The organism is Mesorhizobium sp. WSM4308 (assembly GCF_002294905.1).
Classification (GTDB): domain Bacteria; phylum Pseudomonadota; class Alphaproteobacteria; order Rhizobiales; family Rhizobiaceae; genus Mesorhizobium.
The window spans coordinates 87,135-112,761 of record NZ_NSFW01000024.1; the positions used below are offsets into that span (position 1 = coordinate 87,135).

The 25,627-nt window shown below is 61.0% G+C and carries 24 protein-coding genes; 16 read left to right on the forward strand and 8 right to left on the reverse strand.

Going from position 1 to position 25,627, the window contains the following annotated elements; all coding sequences use genetic code 11:
• Positions 1 to 122: 122 nt before the first annotated feature.
• The 6 genes from CK227_RS32665 to CK227_RS32690 form a co-directional block, all read right to left on the reverse strand.
• Positions 123 to 1,727, reverse strand: a complete 1,605-nt coding sequence (locus tag CK227_RS32665; RefSeq protein ID WP_095775887.1) for a GMC family oxidoreductase N-terminal domain-containing protein — start codon at positions 1,725 to 1,727, stop codon at positions 123 to 125.
• Between the two features lie 10 nt (positions 1,728 to 1,737).
• Positions 1,738 to 2,541: an ABC transporter ATP-binding protein gene (locus CK227_RS32670; protein WP_095775888.1), complete on the reverse strand. Its 804-nt coding sequence runs from the start codon at positions 2,539 to 2,541 to the stop codon at positions 1,738 to 1,740.
• 13 nt (positions 2,542 to 2,554) lie between these two features.
• The gene (locus CK227_RS32675; protein WP_245318373.1) at positions 2,555 to 3,367 is read right to left on the reverse strand and encodes an ABC transporter permease; all 813 of its coding nucleotides are present in this window, start codon (positions 3,365 to 3,367) and stop codon (positions 2,555 to 2,557) included.
• Between the two features lie 151 nt (positions 3,368 to 3,518).
• Complete coding sequence (locus CK227_RS32680; RefSeq protein ID WP_095775890.1) at positions 3,519 to 4,508, reverse strand: ABC transporter substrate-binding protein; 990 nt, start codon at positions 4,506 to 4,508, stop codon at positions 3,519 to 3,521.
• A gap of 906 nt (positions 4,509 to 5,414) precedes the next feature.
• Positions 5,415 to 6,233: an NmrA family NAD(P)-binding protein gene (locus CK227_RS32685; protein WP_245318374.1), complete on the reverse strand. Its 819-nt coding sequence runs from the start codon at positions 6,231 to 6,233 to the stop codon at positions 5,415 to 5,417.
• Positions 6,234 to 6,329: 96 nt separating this feature from the next.
• Positions 6,330 to 6,752 (reverse strand): DoxX family protein, encoded by a 423-nt coding sequence (locus CK227_RS32690; RefSeq protein ID WP_095775892.1) that lies wholly within the window; start codon positions 6,750 to 6,752, stop codon positions 6,330 to 6,332.
• A gap of 119 nt (positions 6,753 to 6,871) precedes the next feature.
• Here CK227_RS32690 and CK227_RS32695 point away from each other — a divergent pair, with 119 nt between their 5' ends.
• From CK227_RS32695 to CK227_RS37585, 14 genes are all read left to right on the forward strand, one after another.
• Positions 6,872 to 7,777, forward strand: a complete 906-nt coding sequence (locus CK227_RS32695; protein ID WP_095775893.1) for a LysR family transcriptional regulator — start codon at positions 6,872 to 6,874, stop codon at positions 7,775 to 7,777.
• A gap of 655 nt (positions 7,778 to 8,432) precedes the next feature.
• Complete coding sequence (locus CK227_RS32700) at positions 8,433 to 8,765, forward strand: hypothetical protein (protein ID WP_095775894.1); 333 nt, start codon at positions 8,433 to 8,435, stop codon at positions 8,763 to 8,765.
• A 174-nt stretch (positions 8,766 to 8,939) separates the two neighbouring features.
• Positions 8,940 to 9,374 (forward strand): peptidylprolyl isomerase, encoded by a 435-nt coding sequence (locus CK227_RS32705; RefSeq protein ID WP_095775895.1) that lies wholly within the window; start codon positions 8,940 to 8,942, stop codon positions 9,372 to 9,374.
• Between the two features lie 70 nt (positions 9,375 to 9,444).
• Positions 9,445 to 9,645, forward strand: coding sequence for a hypothetical protein (locus CK227_RS32710; protein WP_095775896.1), 201 nt, complete (start codon positions 9,445 to 9,447; stop codon positions 9,643 to 9,645).
• A gap of 233 nt (positions 9,646 to 9,878) precedes the next feature.
• A complete protein-coding gene (locus CK227_RS32715; RefSeq protein ID WP_095775897.1) occupies positions 9,879 to 10,148 on the forward strand; it encodes an acylphosphatase in 270 nt (89 codons plus the stop codon).
• Between the two features lie 170 nt (positions 10,149 to 10,318).
• Complete coding sequence (locus tag CK227_RS32720; protein ID WP_095775898.1) at positions 10,319 to 10,969, forward strand: Rieske (2Fe-2S) protein; 651 nt, start codon at positions 10,319 to 10,321, stop codon at positions 10,967 to 10,969.
• On the forward strand, positions 10,969 to 11,814 hold the full coding sequence (locus CK227_RS32725) for an aromatic ring-hydroxylating dioxygenase subunit alpha (RefSeq protein WP_095775927.1): 846 nt from the start codon (positions 10,969 to 10,971) through the stop codon (positions 11,812 to 11,814). The genes CK227_RS32720 and CK227_RS32725 overlap by 1 nt, the downstream gene beginning before the upstream one ends.
• On the forward strand, positions 11,811 to 12,470 hold the full coding sequence (locus CK227_RS32730) for a glutathione S-transferase family protein (RefSeq protein ID WP_095775899.1): 660 nt from the start codon (positions 11,811 to 11,813) through the stop codon (positions 12,468 to 12,470). The genes CK227_RS32725 and CK227_RS32730 overlap by 4 nt, the downstream gene beginning before the upstream one ends.
• A 1-nt stretch (position 12,471) precedes the next feature.
• On the forward strand, positions 12,472 to 13,851 hold the full coding sequence (locus CK227_RS32735; RefSeq protein WP_095775900.1) for an amidohydrolase: 1,380 nt from the start codon (positions 12,472 to 12,474) through the stop codon (positions 13,849 to 13,851).
• A gap of 27 nt (positions 13,852 to 13,878) precedes the next feature.
• Complete coding sequence (locus CK227_RS32740) at positions 13,879 to 14,976, forward strand: BMP family ABC transporter substrate-binding protein (RefSeq protein ID WP_179296576.1); 1,098 nt, start codon at positions 13,879 to 13,881, stop codon at positions 14,974 to 14,976.
• A 4-nt stretch (positions 14,977 to 14,980) separates the two neighbouring features.
• Positions 14,981 to 16,504: an ABC transporter ATP-binding protein gene (locus tag CK227_RS32745; protein WP_095775902.1), complete on the forward strand. Its 1,524-nt coding sequence runs from the start codon at positions 14,981 to 14,983 to the stop codon at positions 16,502 to 16,504.
• A complete protein-coding gene (locus CK227_RS32750) occupies positions 16,501 to 17,601 on the forward strand; it encodes an ABC transporter permease (RefSeq protein WP_095775903.1) in 1,101 nt (366 codons plus the stop codon). Before CK227_RS32745 ends, CK227_RS32750 begins: the two co-directional genes overlap by 4 nt.
• The gene (locus tag CK227_RS32755; protein ID WP_095775904.1) at positions 17,598 to 18,509 is read left to right on the forward strand and encodes an ABC transporter permease; all 912 of its coding nucleotides are present in this window, start codon (positions 17,598 to 17,600) and stop codon (positions 18,507 to 18,509) included. The genes CK227_RS32750 and CK227_RS32755 overlap by 4 nt, the downstream gene beginning before the upstream one ends.
• A gap of 373 nt (positions 18,510 to 18,882) precedes the next feature.
• Positions 18,883 to 19,011, forward strand: a complete 129-nt coding sequence (locus CK227_RS37585; RefSeq protein ID WP_348628982.1) for a hypothetical protein — start codon at positions 18,883 to 18,885, stop codon at positions 19,009 to 19,011.
• A gap of 844 nt (positions 19,012 to 19,855) precedes the next feature.
• On the opposite strand, the gene CK227_RS32760 is transcribed toward CK227_RS37585, so the two are convergent.
• The gene (locus tag CK227_RS32760) at positions 19,856 to 21,046 is read right to left on the reverse strand and encodes a YcaO-like family protein (RefSeq protein WP_179296575.1); all 1,191 of its coding nucleotides are present in this window, start codon (positions 21,044 to 21,046) and stop codon (positions 19,856 to 19,858) included.
• Positions 21,047 to 21,265: 219 nt separating this feature from the next.
• On the opposite strand from CK227_RS32760, the gene CK227_RS32765 reads away from it, so the two are divergent.
• A complete protein-coding gene (locus tag CK227_RS32765; RefSeq protein WP_143750555.1) occupies positions 21,266 to 22,972 on the forward strand; it encodes an adenylate/guanylate cyclase domain-containing protein in 1,707 nt (568 codons plus the stop codon).
• 27 nt (positions 22,973 to 22,999) lie between these two features.
• On the opposite strand, the gene CK227_RS32770 is transcribed toward CK227_RS32765, so the two are convergent.
• Positions 23,000 to 23,317, reverse strand: a complete 318-nt coding sequence (locus CK227_RS32770) for a hypothetical protein (RefSeq protein ID WP_095775907.1) — start codon at positions 23,315 to 23,317, stop codon at positions 23,000 to 23,002.
• 186 nt (positions 23,318 to 23,503) lie between these two features.
• Between CK227_RS32770 and CK227_RS32775 the strand changes: the two genes are divergently transcribed.
• Positions 23,504 to 24,940 (forward strand): S8 family serine peptidase, encoded by a 1,437-nt coding sequence (locus tag CK227_RS32775; RefSeq protein ID WP_095775908.1) that lies wholly within the window; start codon positions 23,504 to 23,506, stop codon positions 24,938 to 24,940.
• Positions 24,941 to 25,627: the final 687 nt, after the last annotated feature.

Below are 25,627 nucleotides of genomic sequence, written 5' to 3' on the forward strand. Positions count from 1 at the left end.
GAGTTTCTGATGCGAGGAGGTCAGATCGCTGGTGTACTGGAGGGACTGATTAGCGAAAATTACGATTTCACGTGGCAGTGGTTAGCTTGTCCCTAAATGCCGGGACACGGGCCGACGCGCGGCTACGACAGCATCGCCCTGGCCGCTTTTTCGCCGATCATCATGGACGGCGCATTGGTGTTGCCGCCGATCAGCGTCGGCATGATCGAGGCGTCCGCCACACGCAGATTGTCGAAGCCGCGCACCTTGAGACTGACGGGATCGACCACCGCCATGGTGTCGTTGCCCATCTTGGCCGTGCCGACCGGGTGATAGACGGTCAAGGCTTCGGCACGCAGATAGGCGAGGATCTCGTCGTCGGTGACGACATCGGGTCCGGGCAGGATTTCCGGTCCGCGGATGTCGGCGAAAACCGGCGAAGCAAGGATGGAACGCGCGACCTTTATACCTTCGACAAGGGTCAGTGCATCCTGCCCGTCGCTGAAGAAGCGGTGATCGATCAGCACGTTGCGGCGGGTGCCGTCACGCTCGAGCGTGATTTCACCGATGCTTCCGGGCCGAAGCACGCAGGTGTGCACGGCATAGCCGTGGCCATATTCGACAAGCCGGCCGCGATGGCTGCGATAGCCGGGGACAAAGTGGAATTGGACATCGGGAATATCGCCGGCATATTTCGTCTTGGCGAAGCCGCCGGCCTCGACGTAATTGGTCGTCAGCATGCCTTTGCGGCGGACGAAATACTGAAAAGGCGCCGCCAGCATCGCTGGCAGATTGGCGAGCGACAGGCCGAGCGTCCTGGCGCTGTTCGATCGCATCGTGATCATTCCGTCGACATGGTCGCGCAGGTTCTTGCCGACGCCCGGCACGTTCATGACCGGTTCCACCCCCGCCGCCTTCAGCTCGTCGGCTGGGCCGATGCCGGAAGCAAGCAGGATGCGCGGCGATCCGATCGCGCCTGCGCTGAGCACGATTTCGGCGCGGCACGTCAGCCTTTGGGCTGATCCGTCCCTGATCACATTGACGCCGGTGGCGCGTCCGCTTTCGATCGCCAGGTCAAGCACCTCGACGCCTGACAGGACCTGGAGGTTCGGGCGGCCGAGAACCGGCCGGACGAAGGCAGTGTAGGCTGAGAAGCGCTCCCCCCTGTTCTGGGTCACATTGTAGATGCCGAGGCCGAGTTGGCCATCGGCGTTGAAGTCGCGGTTTTCGGGCAGGCCCACGCCCCGACCCGCCTCTACCCACAGCCTGGATACGGCGTTGGGGTCACGCGGATTGTCGACCAGCAGTTCGCCCTCGAAGCCATGATAGGCCGGGTTTTGCGACAGGAGATTGCGCTCGAGCTGCTTGAACACCGGCAGCACGTCGGCATAGGACCACCCTGCGCAGCCGAGTGCCGCCCACTCATCATAGTCCTGCGCGGCGCCTCTGATATAGACCATCGAATTGATCGAACTCGACCCGCCAAGAAGCTTGCCCCGGTTGACCGGTATGCGGCGGTTGTTGAGCAGCGGCTGCGGCACGCCCTTGTAGCCATAGTCGAAGTTCGGATTGCCGTAGAGCGAGAGAATGCCGGCCGGTACCCGCACCCTTGTGCGGTCGTCGCTACCGCCGGCTTCGATCAGGCAGACGCGGTTGGCGGGGCTAGCGCTCAGCCTGTTGGCCAGGACACAACCGGCCGAGCCCGCGCCGATGACGATGTAGTCGAATTCCGCGGTCGCGATGCTCATGCCATGCCTGCTAGTGCTCTTCGTCTTCGTCGTTTTTCAAGAGCTCGAGGATTTCCCGCTTCATGGCGATGAAGCTCGGCTCCATGACCAGATCCATGCTGCGTGGGCGCCGGAGGCCGACGCGGATTTCCTTCTTGATCTGGCCGGGCCGGCCCGACATGACGAGCACCCGGTCCGCCAGCAGGATCGCCTCGTCAATGTCATGCGTGACGAACAGAACCGTCTTCTTGGAATGGTCCCAGATCCTCAGCAAAAGCTTCTGCATTGAGTGGCGTGTCTGGCTGTCGAGCGCTCCGAAGGGTTCGTCCATCAGCAGCACCTGCGGATCGTTGGCGAGCGCACGTGCAATCGCCACGCGCTGCTTCATGCCGCCCGACAGCTGCGAGGGATAATGGTTGGCGAATTTTGCCAGGCCGACCTCATGGAGAAAATGTTCGACGATGGCCCTGCGCTCGGCCGCCGACATGCCCTTGCGCTTGGGACCGTATTCGACGTTCTGCGCCACCGTCAGCCAGGGGAACAGCGTGTAGGCCTGAAACACCATGCCGCGATCCGGACCTGGCTCGGTAACCGGCTTGCCGCCGACCGAGATCATGCCGCCGGTGCGCTCCTCGAGGCCAGCAATGAGATAGAGCAGGCTCGATTTGCCGCAGCCGGACGGACCGACGATCACGCAGAACTCATTGGGCACGACATGGAAGGAGATGCCGTCCAGCGCCAGCACCGCGTTGTCGCCCTTGCCGTAGCGCAGGACCACATTGTCGATGGCGATGTCGGAACTCTTCGGTTTCGTCGCGAGTGTCAGGGCGTCCATGTCGGCAAACTCCTCAATTGGCCCAGGGAGCGACGAGGCGGCGAATGCCCCGGAACAACTGGTCGGTGCAAAGACCAAGGATGCCGATCATGGCGATGGCCATGAAGATGACGTCGACCTGGAAGCCGCGCATCGCCTTGAGCGAGATGTATCCAAGCCCGCTGCGGGCGGCGACGAGTTCGGCAACGACGAGATAGGTCCAGGCCCAGCCCATGGTGACGCGCAGCACGTCGAGCACGTTCGGAAGCGTGGCCGGAAAGACGATGTGGAAGACCGTGTCGCCGCGTTTCGTGCCGAGCGTATAGGCAGCGTTGACGAGGTCGCGCTGAACGCCGCGGGCGCTGTCGGCGATCATCACCAGCTGCTGGAAGAAGATGCCGAAGATGATCACGGCCACGCGCTGCTCGATGCCGATGCCGATCCACAAGATGAAAAGCGGCACGAAGGACGTCACCGGCAGATAGCGGATAAAGTTGACGAGCGGGTCGAGCGCCGCCTGGACGATGCGGTAGGTGCCCATCGTCAAACCGAGCGGCACCGCCACGACGCTCGAAATGACGAAGCCGATCAGCACCACCTGGACGCTGGCGAGCACGTGCTCCCACAACGACCCGTCAAGCGCCATGCTGATGGTGGTGAACAGTACGGATTCCGGGCGCGGCAGGAACATTTCCTTGACCGCTCCGGAATAGGTCAAGGCAAACCAGCCGCCGATGACCGCGCCCCAGACCAGGACGCTGAGCGTGATGGAGAGAGGGCGCGACACGGCCTGAAAAGGCGTGGTGATGGCTTTCCAGGCGGATCGACCGGGCTGATTTTTTTCCACGCTCGTGGTCACGATATGGCTGATGGGAGACGTTGCATTCGGTGCCAGTGTCACAGGGAAACCTTTTGGGCTGGATGGACCGCAGGCGAGAGGCTCGGCCCGCGGTCCAGCGAGCTCACTTTACCAGGATAGGTTACTTCGCAGGGCCAGATCACTTCGCAAGGAAAGACGTATCGACGAGGTCGTCGTATTTGATGTCCATCTTGAGCTTGCCGAAGCCGCCCCAGATATCACCGCCGAGCTTGATCAGCTTGCCGGCTTCACCACCCTCGCCGCCGGCGAAGAATTGGGCATTGCGCTCCTTGCCATAGAAGTTCACGCCCGCGGCGGAGGAGGCGAAGTCCTTCGGCTCCTTCAGCCAGCCGCCGACGCCCTTGGCCATCACCTCGTAAGCCTTCTCGGGATTTTCCTTGATGAACTCGTTGGCCTTGTAGAGCCCCTTCACCAGCGCCTCGACATCGCCGGGGTTCTTCGTGATGTAATCGCAGTTCAGCGCCACCACATCGACGATCAGGCCGGGTGTCTTTGAGGAGTCGATCAGCACCTGTCCCTTGTTTTCCTTCTTGGCCAGCGTCAGATGCGGTTCCCAGGTGACGGCAACGGGAATGCGGTCGGCCATGAAGGCGGCGGCGGCATCATCCGCGGTCATGTTGGTGATCTTCACATCGGCCTGGCTGAGACCGGCCTGCTTGAGCAGGATGTTGAACCAGAACTGAGAGACCGAGCCTTCGTTCAGCCCGACTTCCATGCCTTTGAGATCAGCGACGCTCTTGACGTTGCTGGGCGCCAGGACGCCGTCGCCGCCATGGCTGTCGTCCAGGGCATAGACCGATTTGAAGCAGACGTCCTTGGAACGGTACTTCATGATTTCGTCGATGGTCGAGGCGCTGCCGTCGAGCTCGCCGGCGGCGACGGCCGCCATGTACATCGATGCTTCCTCGATGACTTCGAGCGAGACATCGAGGCCGCCTTCCTTGAAGTAGCCCATGTCGCGCGCAAGGAAGAGCGGGCCGTACCCGACCCAGGTCGTCATGCCCAGCTTCAAGCTGCCGGCTTCGGCGTGGAGGCTCACCGAAAGCGCGCTGAGGGCAATGCCGGCCGCAAGCGCGGCACGGCGAAACTTCGAGATTATTGTCGTCATTATGTTCCCCTGTCTTTTTCTGAGGGCAGGCGCTGTCCGCACCAAAACAACCCGCTTCGGACGCATCGCCGAAGGCTGCCACCTGACGTTCTTTTTGTTCTCTTTCAGCCGGCGGATGGAGCAAAGCACGCTGTGTGCGATGCACAAATAATGATTTTCGATAATTCTGCTTAGGCTGGGCCTAACCAAGCCGGCACTGCTGCGTCTGCGCCACCCACAGACTTTGGCGTGAGACGGGCTGACGATCCCGATGACCTCATCGTCGCTTTCAGAGAGGTCAACGACGGTCGCCTCCTGGAATTGGCGAAGCTAGCTATTGACCTGGCCTCTAGACCGCGACCTGCCCTCGCGCATTCAATGGCGACATCAATACCAACGCCTTCTTCCGTGTGCTCGCTGATGAAGGCCGGCACGCTTGTGGGATCGAGGCAGATCGCATCCAGCATTAGCTATTTTGCCAGACCGCGGCGATGGGCATTTTGGCTCGCTCACGAAGATCACCGCGGCACCAGCCGCGGACGGCTAGCAATGTCAGCGCGCCAATGGGGTCGAGGCCGGAAGTCAGCACCGTATACCTGACGTCACACAAGAGTCAAAAACTTACCCAATAATGTGGGAAGAAGCCGTCGAGATCAGAAGACAAGGTTAAGCCTGACCGATGTCTTCAGAGTTTTGCTCATATCTTTCAAAGCCGCATCCAATTTATAACATCGGTTCGAACTCAGCTTGAAGATGCCTTGAATTTCGCACCAGCGGATGCATGCATCGGAAACTACTGGATTCTGCGGAGATTCAGGAAGTCAGGCGGGAGTAGAGGAGCTTCGCGTTGCTTTGAACTGTGAGCGGCTCCCCCGCTTCCGACGCGAAGCGGGGGAGTATCCGTCTCATGCCTGATCCGTCCAGGTCTTACGTCTTGGCGGCGTTCCGGGCAGCCTCGAATACATCGCGTGCGGACGTCGTACCCGCTACGTGCTCCGTACCCTGGACCCCGAGGGCCATCCATCCCGCGTTGACGGCCTCAAACATCGCTTCGGCTGGTCCTGTCTGGCCCTTCGGAATGCCGAACTGCTCGAATGCTGCTGGCCACTCGGCCCGCGGGACGGCAAAGGCTTTGACGTCGAGCTTCATGACTTCACCCAATTGCGCGGCGACCTCATCCGCGCTCACCATCGAACCGAGTTCGATGACCCGATGCCCCGACCACGCCGGCCCGCTCAGAAGCCTTGCAACCTCAGCGCCGATGTCGTTGGTCGCGACCATGGTCGATTTCCGATTTGTCGGGTTGTAGTAGACGGGCAGCGTGCCGCCCTGGACTACGTGCAAGCCGTAGAGGAAGTTTTCGAAAAACCCGCCGGCCCGTACATATGCGATCGGCAGTGTCAGGTCGCGAAAGCCCTGCTCCAGAAGCGACAGGGCCGTGATCATCCCCAGCCCGCTGGTCCTGTTCGCGCCCATCGACGAGAGTGCGACCATCCGCGGCGGCGCCACCTTGGTGAGCGCCTCGACATAGTTCGCGATGACGCCCTTGGCTTCCCTGAAATCCGGCGAAGGTGCCCAGACGGCCGGCAACATGATAAACGCGCCGTCGACGCCCTCGAGCGCCCGCTCGATGGCGGTCGCATCGTTCCAGTCGCCGTCGACCAGTTCGACGCCCTGGTCCGCCCAGCTTGCCGCCTTGGCGCGGTCGCGGACCAGCGCGCGTACCTTCTTGCCTTGCGCCAGCAAATGCCTTGCGGCGGCACCGCCAACATTTCCCGTAATTCCCGTCACTAAAAACATGTGTTTCTCCTGATGTTGAGGGACTGCACTGCCCCGGTTGGTTCAACGGATGAGCGGCAGAATGGCCCGGATACGGGGATGGCGCGCGTAGAGGCCGCCCCATGTCATCGCACCCAGAAGCAGGGAGATTATTTCCGGCGCCGACCCCAACTCACCGATGCGGACATGGGCGCAGATGGCACCTCCCAAAAAGCCCGTCACCAGGATCGCGCCGAGCACGGTGGTAGCCGGGATGGCGTAAAGGATGGCGCAGGCGAGTATGATCGGACCCACGACATGGGTCAGGTCCATCGAGAACCCGGTTTCCTGCAACGTGCTCGCGATCTGTGCCGGCGCGAAAAGCTGAATGGTACCGTCTGCCGCCAGAGCGACAACGACAAACGCGCTCATGATCCGGCCCGCCCACAGGGCGCCATGCAGGGCCACAGTTTTAGGCATCTGACGCAGGTTCATAGTTTCGGACACTTGTCATTCTCCGATGGGAGGATCCCATATTCGAAGCTTACTGTGCCTCTTAGGCGTGATAAACACCGAGAAAACGAACCAACTGTTCTCTTTTTGGGACACAATACCGAGGCACGAAAATGCAGAATCTCGAACCCATCCTCATTTTCATAACGGTAGCGGAAATGGGGAGCTTCACCCGCGCGGCGGATAGCCTGGGTATCCAAAAAGGGAGGGCCTCAACGGCGGTCCGGAAGCTGGAGGAAGATATCGGTGTCAGGCTCCTGCACCGGACGACGCGCAGCGTGCAATTGACTGAGGACGGCCGCGCATTTCATGCCCGTGCCCGCGATCTGCTTGCTGAAGTCGATGACCTGCACTCGATGTTCGCAGGCGATCGCGTGGCACTTCGTGGGCGTTTGCGGGTCGATCTTCCGACCGAGGTGGCGCGCACAACGATCGTGCCGGCCTTGCCGGATTTCATGGCGACACATCCCGAGTTGGAGCTGGAGGTGTCGAGCACGGATCGACAGGTGGATCTGGTTCAAGAGGGGTTCGACTGCGTATTGCGGCTTGGCCCCATAAGGGACGAGACGCTGATTGCCCGCCCACTGGGCCTGTTGCGTATGGTCAACGCTGCCAGTCCCGCCTATCTCGCGCGCTTTGGCGTCCCTCGATCGCTAGAGGATCTCCAGCGTCAGGAACATCGGACAATTCATTTTTCGACGACACTGGGCGCAAGGCCCCATGGATGGGAATATCCGGACGGCGACAGCTACGCGACGCTTCAGTTGCCAGGTGCGCTGCACGTCAACAGCGCGCAGACCTACGAAGCCGCTGCCCTCGCCGGCCTCGGCCTGATACAAGCGCCGCTCTTGGGGATTGGTCGATACTTGGAGAGTGGCACGCTTGTGGAGATCCTACCCGATTTTCGTCGCCGGGCGCTCGCCGTGTCCCTCGTCGTGGCACATCGGAGCAATCTGTCGCGCCGGGTCCGCGCATTCATGAAATGGATCGAAGATGTGCTGGCGCCGTATATGGAGTAGCGAGACGAACATCTCCGTGCCGCCGTCGAAATCAACATTCTGAAGCTATGTCTGCCGGTCGGCGACCCAACAGAATGCGGCACTGAAACCGGCGACCTTTGACGTCCGACATGAGATGTCCTCAAACTTTCCGCCTTCTGTCTCCCCAACGCCGTGCCCATGCACAGAACCATTCCGTATCAAGTTCGGAGGTATCCGGTTGCTCGCAACCCTATCCGGGGCCGCCGTCGATCTCCGTAGCGTAGCAAAACGGGCAATCGAAACGAATGGCCGTTTTCAGGCCCGGGAACGGCGAGGATGGGGCGCGAAGCGGTCATGCCGGACGTCACCTGCGAGAGTTTGCTTCGGGTCAGATCAAGTCGATACGCGCGACGAGCCTGAAGGTCCGCTTCTGGCCTTCCGAGCCTCGAACTCGCCAGTCCGCTTTTTCGGCCCAATAGCGGTCGCTTACAGGGGCACGTTCCGAAGGTCAGCACCTGACGCGAGCAGATCCTTGCTAGAGGTGAACGAGGTCAGTTTGAATCCTTACCGCAAAGGCAAACCTACGTTCTCAACGAGTTCGTCCAGTCCTTGCTCGCAAAATTGCAACACCCCCTCTTGACGGTCGGCGTCATCAGATTCAGTTTTCGTGACGCACGATAATCGCGAAAATACCATGGCCGACGACACGCCCAAACGGAAGCGAGGCCGCCGACTGAAGGGCAGCGCTCCGATGTCCCCAGCCGAGCGTCAGCGGCGCCGTCGCCAGCGGCTCATTGAAGCCGCACAGGTGGGGTTCCTGGTGCGCCTGTATTCCGAGCGGATGGCGGGACGGCTTGAAACGGCGGAGAAGCAAATCCGGGAGTTGACAATCGCGCTGCAGGAGAAGGATCGCCCAGCCTATCCTGGTCTGGTGACCAAGATCGAATTCTCGATTGAAGTCCTAAGGGAGAACCTGACGCTGCTCCAGGAGGCACTCCCACCAGACGGAAAACGCTCTCCGACTTGAATTTCGTACCGAGCCACGGCCATCGAATAGCTCAAATTGGCATTCTGGGTTTACATCGGTAGCCAAGCCCCTAGTTTTAGAGCTTCGCGCCGTGCACCCCGAGTGCGCGGATGATCGAGAACGGGACCGTGAGCTTAGGCCGGCCCCTCAAGAACTTCCGAAAGGATGACTGCTATGACACAGGCCAAGAATGGCGATACCGTGCGTATCAACTACAATGGACGCCTAGTCGACGGCACTCAATTCGATTCTTCCGGCAGCGAACCGCTGCAGTTCACACTGGGTGAAGGACAAGTGATCTCCGGTCTTGAAACCCATGTCGAGGGCATGGAGGTGGGTGCGAAAAGCACCGTCACCGTTCCAGCCGACGCCGCCTATGGCCCTCACCGCCCCGAAGCGGTCATGACCATCGACCGCGCCAAGGTGCCAGACAACATCAACGTTGATATCGGCACTCGATTGCAGGTCAGAACCCGCGACGGTCGCCCCATCCCGGTAACAGTCGTCGAAGTTGACGACGCCAGCGTCAAGCTCGACGGCAATCATCCATTGGCCGGAAAGGATTTGGTGTTCGACGTTGAACTGGTCGAGATCGTTCAGGCGGCGTAAGGCACGAATCCGGCCCAGAATTGGTCGGCTTCGCGGGCTTGCTGATTTGCGAGATGACGGGCCGGTGGTCATGGGGATTCCTGCGGACGTCGCCAAGGCGACTAACCAGACCCTGGCGCGTGCGTGGTCCGTTGCTCTCGATGATCATCCGGACGAACCGGATGGCATTCTCTATCTCTCCCGACTGAACGGGCACACCAATCTGGCTGTCTATGGCCGCGCGGTCGCACGCCTTCGAGCCGTGCGTATCATCAAGCTCATCGCCGCGTGAGGCGTTGCCTCCGCGGTGATTGCGGCCCCGGCCCGACACATCGGGCGCCTGTCGCGCGGGAGATGGTCTTCCGCCTCCAAGACAGGAGCCGGCAAGATATCCCTTTCGCGTCGGTGCCTCCCGGTGATGAAATGTCGCAATTGCCCGGTCGGATCCACGGAAAATTGCCGGCGCCCATTTGCTCGTGAGAAATTGTGTTGCATGACCGACTAGGCTAATGTGTTAGGTCCTTCATGGCGGAGCAAATTAAGAGCGCCTCGCGCGAGCGTATGACGATCCTTGGCGACGTCGATGCTGTCTCCTTCGTGCCGTGGATCCGGCGCCATGCCGCCAAGCTCGGGCTTGTGCAGACCATATCCAGCACCAGTACCGGCCGGATCGAACTCGACGTTGCCGGCCCAGTGGAATTGATCGATATGATGGAAATGGGATGTTCCCTCGGTCCCATCGATGTCTGGGTCGAGGCAATCCACCGCGCGCCGATCAAGGGAGAAACCGGCTAGCTTGAACCTCATGCAGGGACCGGCTCCTCGGCGCATTGGACCAGTCTTGCCTTTTTTTTAGTCATTATTGCCAGTGCGAAAACATTGTGCAAACGTGACAACGCCGGTAGGAGGTCGTCGGCCACGAATTTGCATTCAGAAGATGTCGATCCTGTTCGGAAAGTTGAAGCATGAAGTCACGTACGACCGGCTCTTGGACGCCAGTCGCCCTTTCCGCCGACTTGCCGGTGGGAACCGTAATTCCGGCAAGGACGCCGACCGGACCGATTGCCCTTTGGCGAAGCCAGTCCGGGGGCGTGTCGGCATTCGCGGATAGATGCCCGCATCGCGGCATGCGGTTGTCCCATGGATTCGTGCGCGGCGAGGCCCTTTCCTGCATCTATCATGGCTGGAGCTATGCCCAAGCCGGAAACTGTGTGCGCATCCCGGCCCATCCGGGCCTGACACCGCCGGAGGCGATCCGGGTCGCGACGCGGCAGGTCGAAGAAGGCGACGGGATCATCTGGATTGCCGCGGATCAATCGGCAACTCGTCCTCCGCGACTTGACGGTCTCGCTCCGCTGCGCTCCCTGACGGCATGTGCCGGGATTGCGGCGATAGAGGCGGCCGCTGGCACCGATGCCTCCCCCGGGGGCATTGTCGGATTTGCCAACAATTCACAGACGATCCGGATGCTGGTTGCCTCGCTGGAAGACGAACAGGCGCTGATTCATGTCCTTGTGGAGGGTGACGCCAGCCCACCGGAGCGGATCGCCGCGTCACGGGCAGCGGAGGCCCTACGGCGCATGGCCGAGCATATTCAGCGGAAAGGGATCGCATGATGATCCCAAACGCAATGGTCGACGAATGGTATCCGGTCGGCCTTTTCAGCCAACTGGATGTGAGTGGGCGCAAGACGGCCCTCATGGGCGAGCCGGTCGAGGTGGGACGCGACGCCGAGGGAACCGTCAGGGTTACATCCGCCGATGGCCGCATGCTGCCCGTCTGCGTGCGCTACGGCCATATATGGACGTCGCTCGGCGAACCGCGGAAGCCGCTCTTTGCGATTCCCGAGGCCGACCAACTCGGCCGCCGGCTTGTCGATGTCGGCGTGGTCCGGGTGCGCTGCTCGCCGCTGCGCGCGGTGGAAAACTTTCTGGACATCGCGCACTTTCCCTTTGTGCACACGGACATCCTTGGTGCCGAGCCGCATACGGAAGTTCAGAACTACAAGGTCGACATACGCGAGGACGAAGACGAGGTCTGGGCAACGCAAGTGAAATTCTACCAGCCGCAGGCCGCCAAATCGGCAAGCGGGGGCGTCACCACGGAATACATGTACCGCGTGCCGGCGCCAACCTGCTCCATCCTCTACAAGACCTGCCCGCCGCGTCCCGGTGAATGGGACGTGATCACCCTCTTCGTCCAGCCGCTCGCGGAAGACCTGTGCGACGTCTGGCCATGGATGGCGCTCTTCGACGATGAGACGTCGATGACCGACCTGATCCACTTCCAGCAGACCATCTTCGTGCAAGACAGGTCGATCCTCGAAAACCAGATCCCCCGGCTGCTGCCGCTTGACCCCGGCATGGAGATCCCGACCCGGGCCGATCTGACCTCGGTCGCCTACCGGCGCTGGCTGAAGCGCCACGGCTATACCTATGGCGCGCAACTGGTGGCGCAATGAAGCTTTACGACTACATTCTTTCGCCCAGTTGCTACAAGGTTCGCCTGATGGCGGCGCTGACGGATGTGCGGATCGACATCCGCGCGGTCGATTTCCATCCCGGCGCCGAGCATCGCGGTGCCGAACTCCTGGCGCTCAATCCCGCCGGTGCCATTCCAATTCTGCAGGATGGCGACCTGATCCTAACCGAATCTTCGGCCATGCTCGTCTACCTCGCCTCAAAGGTCGACCCGCGATGGCTTGGCGGCGGTACGGCCGAGGAAGCAGCGCGTGTCCAGCAATGGCTTTCCTTCTCGCATCGGCTGACGGCCAGCCTCGGAGGCGCGCGCCTCCACGAGATGCTTCTGCGTCCTGGCGATATCGCCGGCCTACAGGCACAGGGAACCGCAGCCTTGCGCGAATTGGAAGCGGGTCTCGTCGAACAGAGTATCCGTGGCATGCGGTTCCTCGCCTCGCAACGGGCGACGATTGCCGATATCGCCTGCTTTCCCTATGTGGCGCTGGCGCCGGACGGCGGCGTCTCGCTCGATCCCTACCCCACGATCCGGCTCTGGTCCCGTGCCGTACGCAGCATAGAAGGCTTCATCGAGATGCCCGGCATCCACCGGTTGCACGATTTGAAGCCGGAACCCCTCCCTGAAACCAGTGGGTTCTGACGTGGCAGGCTACCTTTTTGAGAATTGCGTGGCAGTCATCGTCGACACGGGCGACGGCCTTGGTGTCCGGCGCAACGTGGACGTGCTGACCGATGGCCCCGCGATCAGGGCGATTGGCGAAGGTCTTGGCAAAGGACCGCTGCCCGCCGGGACCATCACGCACGACGCCGCTGGCTGGTTCGTCTATCCTGGGCTCGTGAACACCCACCACCACTTCTTCCAGTGTTTCGTGCGCAACCGAGCGGATCTCGACTGGACGAAGTTGTCGGTGATGGAATGGCTCGACCGCATCTATCCGATCTTTTCGCGGCTGACCGAAGACTGCTTCTACCACGCCTCGGTCACCGCGATGGCCGAGATGATCAAGCACGGCTGCACCACGGCGTTCGATCACCAGTATTGTTTTCCACGCCATGCCGGCAAGCGGCTGATCGACCGCCAATTCGAGGCCGCCGACCTCCTGGGCATGCGCTTCCATGCGGGCCGCGGTGGCAACACTCTGCCGAAGTCGGAAGGCTCCACCATTCCCGACGCCATGCTGGAAACGACTGACGAGTTCATCGCCGATTGCGCCCGCCTTATCGACACCTATCACGACGCCGGCCCGTTCAGCATGCGCCAGCTTGTCGTCGCCCCTTGCCAGCCGGTCAACTGCTACCGCGAAACCTTTGTGGAATCGGTGGCGCTGGCACGAGATCGGGGCGTCCAGATGCACACGCATGTCGGCGAAGGCGAAAGCCGGGTTATCGAGGCCCGGTACGGCATGCGGACCGTCGACTACTGCGCGGAACTCGGCTTCGCGGGGCCGGACGCCTTCTATGCCCATTGCTGGGAACTGACCCACGACGAACTGCGCAAGATGGCTGCAAGCGGAACCGGCGTCTCCCATTGCCCAGAACCGGTCTATCTGGTTGGCGCGGAAGTCACGGACATTCCGGCCATGTCGGCCTTCGGCCTCCGTGTGGGGCTCGGTTGCGACGGTGCCGCCTCGAACGACAATTCCAACTTGATGCACTGCATCCACTCCGCCTACATGCTGCAGTGCCTGGCGGCATCGACGCGTGCGCATCCTGTCCCGCCGCCGGCCGACTTCCTCGGCTATGCCACGACGGGCGGCGCGGCGCTCCTGGGCCGAGGTGACATCGGCCGGCTTGCGCCCGGCATGGCCGCCGATCTCTTCGCCATCGACACCCGGCGCATGGACTATGTCGGCACCCGGCACGATCCGCTGAGCCTGATCGCCAAGGTCGGCATCGGCATGCCGACGGACCTGACCATGATCAACGGCCGTGTCGTCTGGTCGAAAGGCGAGTTCACCGGGCTCGACGAGGGGCGGCTATTCGCCGACGCCGAGGCGGCACTTGCCTCGGTTCAAATCTAGAAACTTGAAAACAGGGGAACCTAAATGCTGAAAAATCTCAACCGCAGAATACTGATGAAGGCCGCCGCCGCCTCCGGCCTCGCCGCGGTGCTGGGCGGTCGCTCCGCGCTCGCCGCCGACGAACCCTTGGGCATCACGCTCGTGGTCCCCTCGCCGGTCGGCGACGTCGGCTGGGGCCGGGCGCTTGCCGACGGCCTGGAGCCGGTAAAGGCCGCTTATGGCGACAAGGTAAAAGTCACGATCATCGAAAACATCGCGGAAGGCCCGGATGCCGACCGCATCATGAACAAGACCGTTGCCGACGGGAACAAATTCCTGATCGCCGGCTCCTTCGGCTACCAGAACGGCGCCCTCCAGGCCGCCCACCGCAATCCCGGCGTCACCGTGCTGCACGCCTCCGGCTTTCAGGTGGCGCCGAACTTCTCGCCCTTCGCCGCCAAGTATTTCCAGGGTACCTATCTGATGGGAATGGCCGCTGCCGCGCTGTCCAAGACCGGCAAGCTCGGTTCGGTCTCTGCCTTCGCCATTCCAGAACTGATCACCTCCATCAACGCCTTCACGTTGGGCGCGCAGGCGGTGAAGCCTGATATCGAGGTCTCGGTCGTCTGGGTAAACTCTTGGTTCGATCCGGCCAAGGAACAGGAAGCCGCCAAGGCCTTGCTGGCGCAGAAATGCGACGTGATCTTCTCCAATGCACAGGACACGCCGTCGGTCATCGCGGTCTGCGAGGAGGCCGGCATCTACACCTTCAACCTCAATTCCTCGATGAAGAAATACGCTCCGAAAACCTATCTCGGTTGCGTCGCGACGGATTGGTCGCCTTTCTTCAAGGCCTCGGTCGACGCCCATCTCGCTGGCACGTTCAAGGGTGCCAACGCCTTCCTCGGCGTCGGCGACAAGGTCGTCGAGGTCGTCGACTGGAGCCCGGACGTGCCCGCCGACATGATGGCCAGGATCAAGGAGGTCGAGACCAAGATCGCTAATGGCGGTTTCTCGCCATTCATCGGACGGATCGCCAAAGCCGATGGCAGCGATGGCGTCCCCGCCGGCGCTACGCTCACGGATGCCGAGATTGTCGCGATGGACTGGCACGTCAAGGGCGTCACCACCCCTCTGCCGAAGTGATCCTATGACTGCTTCGCTCCTGTCGCTTCGCGGCATCTCCAAGAAATACGGCCAGATCCATGCCAATCAGGACATCGATCTGGACGTGGCTCCACGGTCGATTCACGCGATCCTCGGGGAAAACGGGGCGGGCAAATCGACGCTGATGAAGCTGATTTACGGCGTCGAACAGCCAGACGGCGGAACCGCCTTCTGGGACGGCGAACCCTTGCGCCTTGCCTCCCCCGCGGAGGCGCGGCGTAAGGGGATCAGCATGGTTTTCCAGCATTTTTCGCTCTTCGAAACCCTGACCGTGGTGGAGAACATTCGACTGGTCGTGCCAGGCCGGAAAGCCCGCCTGGCGGAGCGCACCCGCGCGCTCGGGGACGAGTTCGGCTTGGAGGTCGATCCACTCGCCCAAGTGCATGCGCTCTCCGTAGGCGAGCGGCAGCGGGTAGAGATCATCCGTTGCCTGATGACCAATCCGAAGCTGCTGATCCTCGACGAACCAACCTCTGTCCTGCCCCCGCAATCGGTGGGCAAGCTTTTCGAGACGTTGCGCCGGCTACGCGACGGCGGCGTCTCCGTCCTGTTTATCTCGCACAAACTGGACGAAATCCGTGCAGTCTGCGACCGGGCGACCATCCTGCGCGGCGGGCGCGTGACCGGAAACGTCGACCCGCGCGATCACGATACGCACGACCTTGCCTGCATGATGATCGGCCGCGACATGCCGGAGCCAGCGCCGGCACTTCCCATGCCCCGGGGGGAAAAGCGGCTCGAGATTATCGGCCTGGACTATCGGCCCCACGACCTCTTTGCCGTTGCGCTCTCAGATGTCGACCTCACGCTGCGTTCCGGCGAAATCCTCGGCATAGCCGGCATTTCGGGGAATGGGCAGAGCGAGCTCGCCGCGCTCGTCTCCGGCGAGACGCTGCTGCCGAAGGGACAGCGCGACCATATCCACATGATGGGCAAGGATGTGAGCGCGCTCGACGCGGCCTCGCGCAGAAAACTCGGATTTGCCTTCGTCCCTGAAGACCGGCTCGGTCGCGGCGCGGTACCCGAGATGTCGCTCGTCCGCAATAGCCTGCTGACGGCTCATCCGCTCGGGCTTTTGAGACGCGGTCTGGTCGACAAGGCGCGGGCGACGGCGTTCACCAATGACTGCATCCGGCAATATGATGTGCGCACGCCCGGCCCGGACGCGGAGGCCGGCGCGCTTTCGGGCGGCAATCTGCAGAAATTCATCGTCGGCCGCGAGATCATGCTGTCCCCGAAACTGCTGCTCGTGGCGCAGCCGACATGGGGCGTCGACATCGGTGCCGCATCCGCCATACGCAGGCGCCTCGTCACACTGCGCAACGGAGGCATGGCGATCCTCGTCATCTCCGAGGAACTGGAGGAACTCTTCGAACTCTGCGATTCCATCCAGGTGCTCCATCACGGCCGGCTGAGCCCGCCGCTGGTCACGAACGACACCAGGCCGGAGGACATCGGGCGATACATGATCGGAGCATCTGCAACCGCCGGTCAGGTTCCCGCATGAACGCTTTTCCAGTGTCTATCCTCCCGGCCCTTGTGCGCCGGGAGCACGCCTCGCTCGCTGCTACGCTGCTTGCCCCTCCCGCCGCGCTCGCCGTGGCGATCCTTTTCAATCTTGGGCTCTACGTGCTGATCGGCCGGGACCCGGCAGCAGTCGTCTATGCGATGCTCCTCGAGCCGTTCCTGTCCTGGGCCTCATTCTCGGAAGTGCTGCTCAAAACAGGACCGCTGCTTCTCGTCGCGCAGGGGCTGGCGATTGGTTTTCGCGCAAAGGTGTTCAACATCGGGGCCGAAGGCCAGTTTATCCTCGGCGCCATCTTCGCCTCGGCCATTCCCGTATGGTTTCCGCTGGCAACGGGCCTTTGGATCTGGCCATCGATGCTGCTCCTCGGGGCCATAGGCGGCGCCCTCTGGGCGTCGATAACCGCCTTCTGGCGCGTCCGGCTCAACGCCAACGAGATTCTTGTCTCCCTGATGCTGAGCCTCGTTGCCGTACAGGTGCTCAACTACCTGCTGCTTGGCCCGTGGAAGGATCCCAATGGCTTCAACTTTCCTCAATCCGTGATGTTCCAGTACGATGCGATGGTGCCGATCCTGATCCCCGGCACCCGCGTCAACGTCTCGCTGCTTCTGGCATTTGCCTTGTCCATCGCGGCATGGGCATTCATACAGAAGAGCTTCACCGGCTACAAACTGCAGGTTGGCGGGCTCGCGCCGCGTGCTGCCGCCTATGCCGGTTTCGCCGAGGGACGGGCGATCTGGCTCTCTCTGCTCATCGGCGGCTTCGCCGCGGGACTGGCGGGCGCGGCCGAGGTGGCCGGCCCTATCGGTCAACTGCAGCGCTCGATCTCGACGGGTTATGGCTACGCGGCTATCATCGTCGCCTATCTCGGCGGTCTGCATCCCCTGGGCATCGTCTTTTCCGCGCTCATCATGGCAGCGCTCTATATCGGCGGCGACAACGCCATGGTGTCGGCCAATCTGCCGGTCGCCGCGGTGCGCGTCTTCCAAGGCAGCCTGCTCCTCGCCTATCTCATCGCCGCTGCCTTCGTGCGCTACCGTCTCGAATGGCGCCGTCCCGCCCACCGGAGCCCATCATGAACGCCGTCGAGTTCGTCCTTGCCGGCATGCTCGCGGCCGCAACGCCGTTTCTTCTCGCGTCGCTGGGCGAGCTGGTGGCCGAACGCACCGGGGTGCTCAATCTCGGTGTGGAAGGATTGATGGCATTCGGCGCGGTCCTCGCCTTCATCATCGTCTATCATGGCGGCGGGCATTTCCTGGGTTTCCTCGCCGCGGGCGCCGGCAGCGCGGCGTTGTCCCTCGTCTTTGCCATCGTCACGCTCGGGTTTCGTGCAAACCAGGTGGCGACTGGCCTCGCCATCGGCATCCTCGGCCAGGGCCTCTCGGCGCTGTTCGGCAAGACCTATGAAAGCCTTACTGTCCGGGGGCTTCCAAAGCTCGCCTTGCCCTGGCTTTCCGATATCCCGGTCGTCGGCGGGCTTTTCACGCAGGATGTCGTCGTCTGGCTTTCCCTTGCGGCGACCTTGGCCATCTGGGCGATGTTTGCCTATACGAAGGCCGGGCTCGTCATCCGGGCCGTCGGTGAAAACCCTAAGGCGGCGCACGCCATCGGCTATCCGGTCATCGCCGTCCGCCTCGCCGGAGTCACGTTCGGCGGCGCGATGGCAGGCTTTGCCGGCGCCTACGCCGCAGTGGTTTATACGCCGCTTTGGGCAGATGGAATGATCGCCGGGCGCGGCTGGATTGCCATTGCCCTCGTCGTTTTCGGAACGTGGCTCACCGGTCGGATTTTCCTGGGTGCATGCCTCTTCGGCGCGGTGTCGCTTTTGGCTCTCGCCGCGCAGGCAACGGGACTGGACGTGCCGTCGCAACTGCTTTCAAGCTTGCCCTACCTGGTCACGATCATCGTACTCGGCATCATTTCATCAGACCGCCGCATGATGCAGCTCAACGGCATCGCCTCGCTCGGTCACCCCTTCGAGCATTAACAACAGCTAAATTTAGTTTCCATGCGAGTTGTGGCTCAGCTTTATCCCAAAGCGGGTCAATCAATGCATTTTAACCACGGCGCTATGAGCGCGGCCGCATTGGGGCCGACAGCTGAACGTCCGCTTTCGGGATGATGGGGCTGGAAAGCCGACCTTTTCTCCAACGTAGTGCCGACCGCGTTGGGCCAGAAGCAGTAGGTCACCTGTCAAGCAGGAATGGTTGGATATCGTGGACGAAAAGGACACCGAAATTCGGATTTGAAGGCGCGTCAAAGTCGACGCCTTGGTACTCCCTATCGACCGTTTTGTGACTTAGGATAGCGAAGGACGTCCGACGAGAGTGGGCAGAACTGTGGAGCGCGTCAACCGTAGAATGGCTGCCATTCTTGCAGCCGACGTCGTCGGCTATAGCCGACTTATGGGCAAGGATGAGGAGGCGACGCTTACGACGCTGAAGGCCCATCGCGAGATCATCGACGGGCTAATCGCCCCGCCACGGTGAAGGCCTGGACGCGCCGAAGGCGAACGAGGATGAAGGCGCTCGGCGCGCTTCAAGGTGATGACGGATCAGGAGAAGCGGTTCATGTGGGCGAACATGCTGGCGGATCTGCGTGCGGTGAAGGCGTCGATGGAGTTGGAGCCGGCGAAAATGATAGAGGGCAACTGAGAATCGGCGGCCTTGGCAAACGCGACGTTTTCGTATCCTCGCTTCTCTTCCTCCGACACCCCCGGCCATGGGCAACGAGCGTTATCGGCACGGGCGGGTTTGCCACGCTTTCTTGTTCGAACTGACCACGATTTGGAGGCGGCAGCTAGACAGTCTGCCGATCCTCGCACATCCTCTACGCCAGTTGTCCGACCCGCTGGGCGGCATTCCGGTCGTCGCGGCGGCTACCCCGCCGGCAAGCTTCGCAAGGGGCACCAACAACATGTGGCTGTTGCATGCCAAGACGCCGGTCTAGGACGAAAACTACCTCTTCTCGACGCGCGAGCCCGCCGAGGCGGTGTGGATGGATGCCCAACGCATTGGGGTCGCGAGCCACGTCGTCTATCTCTACAACGGGCTGATCGAGGAAAAGGGGCGCCCGAGCAGCTATTCGGCGCCCAGCGAGCAACGCCTCTGGGTCCGGCAAGTCACGCGCCCTTCCGTGAACCACTCATGAACTGGCGCGAGCAGATCGCGGGCCGCGCCCGTCTCGCCCCGATCCCGGCACGCTACGGCTATCTGAAAAAGCGCGAGGGCACGCAAAAGACGAAACTCGTCGCTACCAAGTGAGCAACACGCTGACGGTCCGAGTGCGTGACCTGTCCAAAGCCGGTGAACTCCTCGACAACGCGGGCTGAGGTCAGTACAAAATAGCCGTCGGATTAAGGTCCGATTCTGAAATAGGTCTCTTGCGCGCGCCCATGGCTACCGGAACCTCGAACAGCCGGCCCTCGGCGTATCGGGGCCAGATCGGGCGAAGCGTAGGTGCGAGGACGCGGACGACGGTTGGCGCATCGTCGCGGGACAAGCACACAACGAACAGGTCAACGGCCTTTGACCTGAGTTTGCCGAGAACGTCCTCCGGCCCGGCGTGCTCACGGCGATGGTCAAGCCGACCTGAGGGCGTCAAATGGCGGTTTCGTCGCAACGACGCGGCAGCAGCCCAAGCGACGAAATTCGGTGGGATGGCCTGCCTTGCGGCAGACATCGGCCGTGCGAAATTGGCGGAAAGCATGAACTGGCAGACCTCTCCCAGAGCACCCTCAATGGCCTGATGCAGATCCGGGCCAGCAGCGGAACCAAACCAGAATCCTTTGCCATCCTCGCCATATGCCAGCGCTGCGACAACCGGGATCTCAAGATCATTGGTTAGGTCAATCAAATGAAGCTTCCGATGAAGTGTCCGCAACCAGCTACGAAACAACCTCACCAACTCTTCCTGACTTTGCGGTATCGTGACTTCCGGCAATTTAAGGCGATTATACCACCATATGGATACCGCATCGCGTTCAACAAGCTCGAGAACCGCACGTAGCGTCGCCTCTTCTCTATTTAGGCCAGCGGCAAGCCCCGAACTGTCTGCCAAACAAAATCCGATATCGTAACAATTCGGGTATGAAAGCAGACAATACGCTGCCGGCGCATATCCTCGATTTCCTGTTGAGACATGCTCGATCTCCAACCATGATATCGCTCGCCCAGTGTTGAAAGGCCCGGGTATCCATTGGTCTCGATCAGCGCTGGAGTTCCAAACCTCCGCATGGGCCAACTGTCGGGGCGAATACTTCAAGAGATCCCGAGGATCTATTGCCGAACCTTGCATCTCATCGAAGGTGGCCACCACGACCTGTTCGCGACCGGTATATACGGCACTGCTGCGCTCGATGCCTTCCATCACCGTCCGACTGAAGGCCCCGTCTGCGGTCCGGGCGCGCCCAGAAACCAGGCGTCGGCGGCCGGTGTGGTCCGGTGCCAATACGGCGGCGGCGACGTGAAAGGGACATCCCGTGGGCAGCGGCAGTACTGCAGGCGGGCTGGCGAACGTGATCAAAGGGAACCTCGGCGCCTTTCGCGACCTCATGTGGAGCTTCGCCGGCGATGTCCCGGGCATGCCGACGCTGCATTCCAACTGGCTAATACGCCGATTTGTAGGTAGGATGACTTCTGCGGTGCAACATAACCAACAATTCGGGCTGACGTGCAAACGATAGTATCTGGCGAGGCCGCCTCGGGTGGAACTCTGGCCCAGCCCACGGCGTCCGATACGATCGTGGCCGAGACGCGGAAAGAACTCTTCATCCTTGCCGGTGACATGGTCGGATACAGCGAGTCCGTCTTCCGGAACCCCGAGACGGGCGTCCGTAATCTCGTCACGTCGCGCAACGCGTTTGTGAAGGCGCTCAAGGCAAATGGCGGACGGATAGTTTCAACTCCGGGTGACTTCGTCCTGGCAGCTTTCGAGTCTGCTTCGGATGCAGCGGTTGCTGGCATAGCAGCACAATCAGCGCTTCTCGAAAATAGGCTGCAAGATAGTCGCTGGCGGGTTGGAATTGCGTTCGGAGAGGTTTTTGAAATCGATGGCGACATCTATGGACATGCAGTCAACGTTGCGTCCCGCATTCAGGGAGTAGCAGCGCCCGGCCAGATACTTATGTCCGACGATGTCGTTCGGCGATTTCCTGATGGGTTTTCGGTGGTTACCGAAAGTATTGGCTCTAAGCGCCTGAAGAATATTAGCGATAGCGTTCACATATATTGTGTTGTAAGTTCTAAATCGGATGAGTATACCTCCGACTTTCTAAGGAACATCCAGCAATATAGAGAGAATATTGTAAAGCCGATTGTTGAAATTCAACCGTTTGAGCCGCAAGACGACTCGCAATCGGCGCGGTTCGTCGCGTCGTCTCTGCAAGATGAGATTCATCTTGTCTTGGCGCGGCTCACCAATTCGATCTCGGTTCGAGATGCGACCGCCGTGGCGCGAGGCAAGCCCCATTATGTCTTGCGATCGAGCATCAGCACGCGCGGCCAGCATCTCCGGATCATGCCTCGGCTGATTTCGGTGTCTGACGGCGCGACCATCTGGGCCGAGCGATATGACTACGATCTTCGCGACAGCTTCGATGCCCAGGACCAGATTGCCTCGGAAGTCGTATCTGCCTTGCAATTGGCGCTGACCGACGGGGAACAGGCGCAGATTTGGAAACGTGGAACACGCAGTGGTTTGGCGTGGGAGACCTTTCAGCGAGGTCATGACGAGGAGCGCCGATACACACGGGAGGGGCATCGGCGGGCGAAGGAGTTCTATTCCAGTGCACTGACCATGGATCCCACCTACCTGTGCGCCCTGGTGGCTTTCGGGTTCTGCTATCTCGACGAGGTGCGTCTGGGCTGGGCAGAGAACGACGAGGAAGCGATCCACGAGGCCGAACTTCTATACGAGCGTGCCTCGCGCATTGACGCCGGCCATTCGGACGTGCTGGCTCTGTTGGCATTCTTGCGATTGCTTCAACGGAAGCCTCAGGAGGCGCAGCGGGCCATGGATGATGCCGTCGCGGTCGCGGGTCACAGTCCAGAAATCGTAGGATACCAGGGCGCGCTCATGGATCTGCTCGGCAACTACCCTGCCGCCATTCGGGCCTACAATCGCGCGGCTTCGCTGAGCCACCATGTCTCGCCTTGGATATCGGCCAATCTTGCACTCTCCAATCTGGCGGTGGGGAGAGCCAAAGAGGCTGAACTGATTTGCCGCGAGGTCGTCGCATCGCATCCCGGTTACGTTAGAGCGTGGCTTGCTTTAACGGTCGCGTTGGTGCGTCAGGACAAGGTCAGTGAAGCGCTTCAGGCGGCGAGCCGTGTGCTGGACCTGGACCCGAAATTCACGGTGACGGAGTGGTCGCACGGCAGGCCATTTGCGGATGAAGCCCTGCTGGCCGCGTTCGCGAGAGACATGGAGAAGGCCGGCCTTCCCAGATAGAAGCCGGCCTCACAGGGTATCCGCGCTCTATCGACCGCAGCCGAAGAGGGCTGCCGCGCTCATTCCGGCAACGAAATCCTGATTGCGTGCAAGGTAGTCACTGAGTTGGTCACGCGTTGCAATGCCCGCCGGGGGCAGCGGCACGACTATCTTCACGACGGTCGGATCATCGATTATGGCCAGTGCTGGCCTGTCAAGAATGTCATTAAAGGCCGCAGTGAGTGAGTACTCGTCCATGGCTCCGATGGACCCGGAACTTTCCGGCAGTACTCGAAACCACTCCGCGATTATGGCCTGCGCGATTTCCGTCTGCTGCCGATTACGTTTTGCCCTCGCCCGTGCCATCAAATCCCCCTATCTGTAACCGGCAGACACCATGAGCCCGTCAAACGAGCGCCCCGCTGAAATATCCCCCAAGCCGCCGCTTGAGAAATCGGGCAAGGACGGTGAGACATTATTGCCACGCCCACCTTTTCAAATTACTCTATTGTGAATTGGCGACTTGGGCAATCGGCCCGGTTGGAGATTGGCATGCGCTGCTTACCGACTCTGTTCGTCGCATGCCTGATCCTTGCAAACGCGCCGCTTGCGAACGCAGGTGAGGAGTCATCTGGCGGGACCCCGCTGGAGCCTATTCCTGGCACCGTGATTTCCGAGATGCAGGCCAAGGCTGACAACACGTCAATCATATGGCTCAAAAGCGGAAAGGATTACACCGAGGCTGACGTCAACCAGATAGCGCGAACAATTCTCGGGGAAGCCTTCATCGATCAAAACGGAGGCGATAAGTATTTCTCCGATAACGTAGGCAATCTGTATTCGCTCAGCGCGCTCACACTTCCCATATCAGCCGCGACCGCCCGCGCTCGGGTGGCTGAAGAGAAAATCCTCGAAGTAGGCGAGATCAGCTCAAATTCGCTGATTTTCGGCATGGGCTCCGAGTGCGGGGACGAAGACGATCAAAAAGCCATCTCCACTACGGAGTCTCTCCCTAAGAACATCAAGCGGGTCAACCCCAGTCCTGTGGATGCGAGCGCGCTGACGAAAACCGTTTGGATTGTCGACAGCGGCATCGGCCCTGGGTCAGATATCGCCAACGAATTGCAGATCGTCGAGCAGCGACTTTGCACAGCGAGTTGCGTTTCCGAAACGGCCGCCGATCCAATCGGACACGGAACCATGGTGGCCGGGATAATCGGCGCAAAAAAAGGAAACAATCTAGAACTGATTGGAGTGGCTCCGGGGATCAAGATACGCGCGCTGCGAATATTTACCGCATCATATCCGGTCGACCTGTTAAGCAATGCGCTCACGGCCCTTCAGTATGTCAAGACATACGCCGCAGCAGGCGATGTTGTGAACGTGAGCTTTGGAGCCTATTACAATCCGCTGTATATACCCGGGGCAACGTCTGGAACGACAGAGCCCAGTCCGGAATCGAAGGTTGAAGCCCTTCTGCGGGACCTTGCGCAAAACAAGCAGCTTTTTATTTCGGTTGCTGCCGGAAATACCGACGTCATTGGCGGCTCGGGATACGTGCAGACCATCTCTCCCGCTCGTGCTGGCGGATACCGGTTTCCTTCCACGGGCACTCCGACTGGAGCAGTGATCACCGTTTCTGCGGTGAGGAAGACGGACGTGTTCTGGAACTTTTCCGCTTATGGAAACGGCAACATCGACATGACTAGTGGCATCCAGATAGGACCGCCTGATTTCGCTGCGCCCGGCGTAAAGATCCGATCGCTATGGCCTGGCAACGTCGCGAACCCGAATGGCCAGACAAATGTTTGCTCGGGAACCTCATTTGCAGCCGCACACGTTTCGGGCTTGCTGGTGTACGGAATTCCAAAGCCCGACAAGAGCGCCCTTTTCGATCCGTCTGCGCTTATTCCTGGCAAGCTTCCGGGGAGCGACAAGCCGAGTGACTACAGCGTTGCCAGGCAAGATCCAATCGCTACGAAGCCCTAAGCTGTTGGTGACGGGACGCGTGTCGCCTCGGTCGCAGTGATGTGGACATAGCTGTTGCACAACGGGCAGAGTGCGGTCCGCACATTGTTTGGCGACATCGGATCATCCGAATTTTGCAGGCTCGACCGAACGCCGATGACGAATGAGCAGTCCTCGGCCCACGACACAGGTGCCTGGAGGGCAGCTCCAACGCGCAACCGGGGTCGCGAGCCGGCGAGTGCGGAAGCAACCGCCCCGAAATTGATAACCGATATGGCTCCGAGACCCCGAAGGAACCGTGAGAATAAGTCGCGCCGACTGAGCATTGCCGGTCTCCGCCCGATGAGCCCATGCTAGGCCCACGCCACACGGTTGTCGAGGGTGTTCCACAGAGCGAGGTGACTCTCGAATGTCCCCTTCAGGGGCGCAGAACTGATTTTCCGAGGGCCGAACTCAACGCGACACGTGGCGCAACCGCGACCTCCAGCCTGGTCGCAGTCAATGTCCGCTTTCAGGCGTCGGCAGAGCTCACTTCAACGGCCGACATTCGGCGCAAAGCTGCCATCAAAGTCGGAGAATATCGGTTGTGGAATTCCACTGCGAGAGATCCGCTTCTGGCCCAAAGCCGGCCTTCGCGACCGGATTGCGGGTGACCCCTTTGCGCCTCTAACCGGACTCTCGGAGCCGACTACCGAGCTGGTCTCGCAC

What these genes read in the sequence shown, in the direction of transcription:
- CK227_RS32725 (WP_095775927.1), top strand. Translation starts at nt 10,969, where the DNA reads ATGATCCCAAACGCAATGGTCGACGAATGGTATCCGGTCGGCCTTTTC.
- CK227_RS32715 (WP_095775897.1), top strand. Translation starts at nt 9,879, where the DNA reads ATGGCGGAGCAAATTAAGAGCGCCTCGCGCGAGCGTATGACGATCCTT.
- CK227_RS32670 (WP_095775888.1), bottom strand. Translation starts at nt 2,541, where the DNA reads ATGGACGCCCTGACACTCGCGACGAAACCGAAGAGTTCCGACATCGCC.
- CK227_RS32700 (WP_095775894.1), top strand. Translation starts at nt 8,433, where the DNA reads ATGGCCGACGACACGCCCAAACGGAAGCGAGGCCGCCGACTGAAGGGC.
- CK227_RS37585 (WP_348628982.1), top strand. Translation starts at nt 18,883, where the DNA reads ATGGCTGCCATTCTTGCAGCCGACGTCGTCGGCTATAGCCGACTTATG.
- CK227_RS32665 (WP_095775887.1), bottom strand. Translation starts at nt 1,727, where the DNA reads ATGAGCATCGCGACCGCGGAATTCGACTACATCGTCATCGGCGCGGGC.
- CK227_RS32745 (WP_095775902.1), top strand. Translation starts at nt 14,981, where the DNA reads ATGACTGCTTCGCTCCTGTCGCTTCGCGGCATCTCCAAGAAATACGGC.
- CK227_RS32750 (WP_095775903.1), top strand. Translation starts at nt 16,501, where the DNA reads ATGAACGCTTTTCCAGTGTCTATCCTCCCGGCCCTTGTGCGCCGGGAG.
- CK227_RS32720 (WP_095775898.1), top strand. Translation starts at nt 10,319, where the DNA reads ATGAAGTCACGTACGACCGGCTCTTGGACGCCAGTCGCCCTTTCCGCC.
- CK227_RS32770 (WP_095775907.1), bottom strand. Translation starts at nt 23,317, where the DNA reads ATGGCACGGGCGAGGGCAAAACGTAATCGGCAGCAGACGGAAATCGCG.
- CK227_RS32755 (WP_095775904.1), top strand. Translation starts at nt 17,598, where the DNA reads ATGAACGCCGTCGAGTTCGTCCTTGCCGGCATGCTCGCGGCCGCAACG.
- CK227_RS32695 (WP_095775893.1), top strand. Translation starts at nt 6,872, where the DNA reads ATGCAGAATCTCGAACCCATCCTCATTTTCATAACGGTAGCGGAAATG.
- CK227_RS32680 (WP_095775890.1), bottom strand. Translation starts at nt 4,508, where the DNA reads ATGACGACAATAATCTCGAAGTTTCGCCGTGCCGCGCTTGCGGCCGGC.
- CK227_RS32705 (WP_095775895.1), top strand. Translation starts at nt 8,940, where the DNA reads ATGACACAGGCCAAGAATGGCGATACCGTGCGTATCAACTACAATGGA.
- CK227_RS32730 (WP_095775899.1), top strand. Translation starts at nt 11,811, where the DNA reads ATGAAGCTTTACGACTACATTCTTTCGCCCAGTTGCTACAAGGTTCGC.
- CK227_RS32775 (WP_095775908.1), top strand. Translation starts at nt 23,504, where the DNA reads ATGCGCTGCTTACCGACTCTGTTCGTCGCATGCCTGATCCTTGCAAAC.
- CK227_RS32710 (WP_095775896.1), top strand. Translation starts at nt 9,445, where the DNA reads ATGGGGATTCCTGCGGACGTCGCCAAGGCGACTAACCAGACCCTGGCG.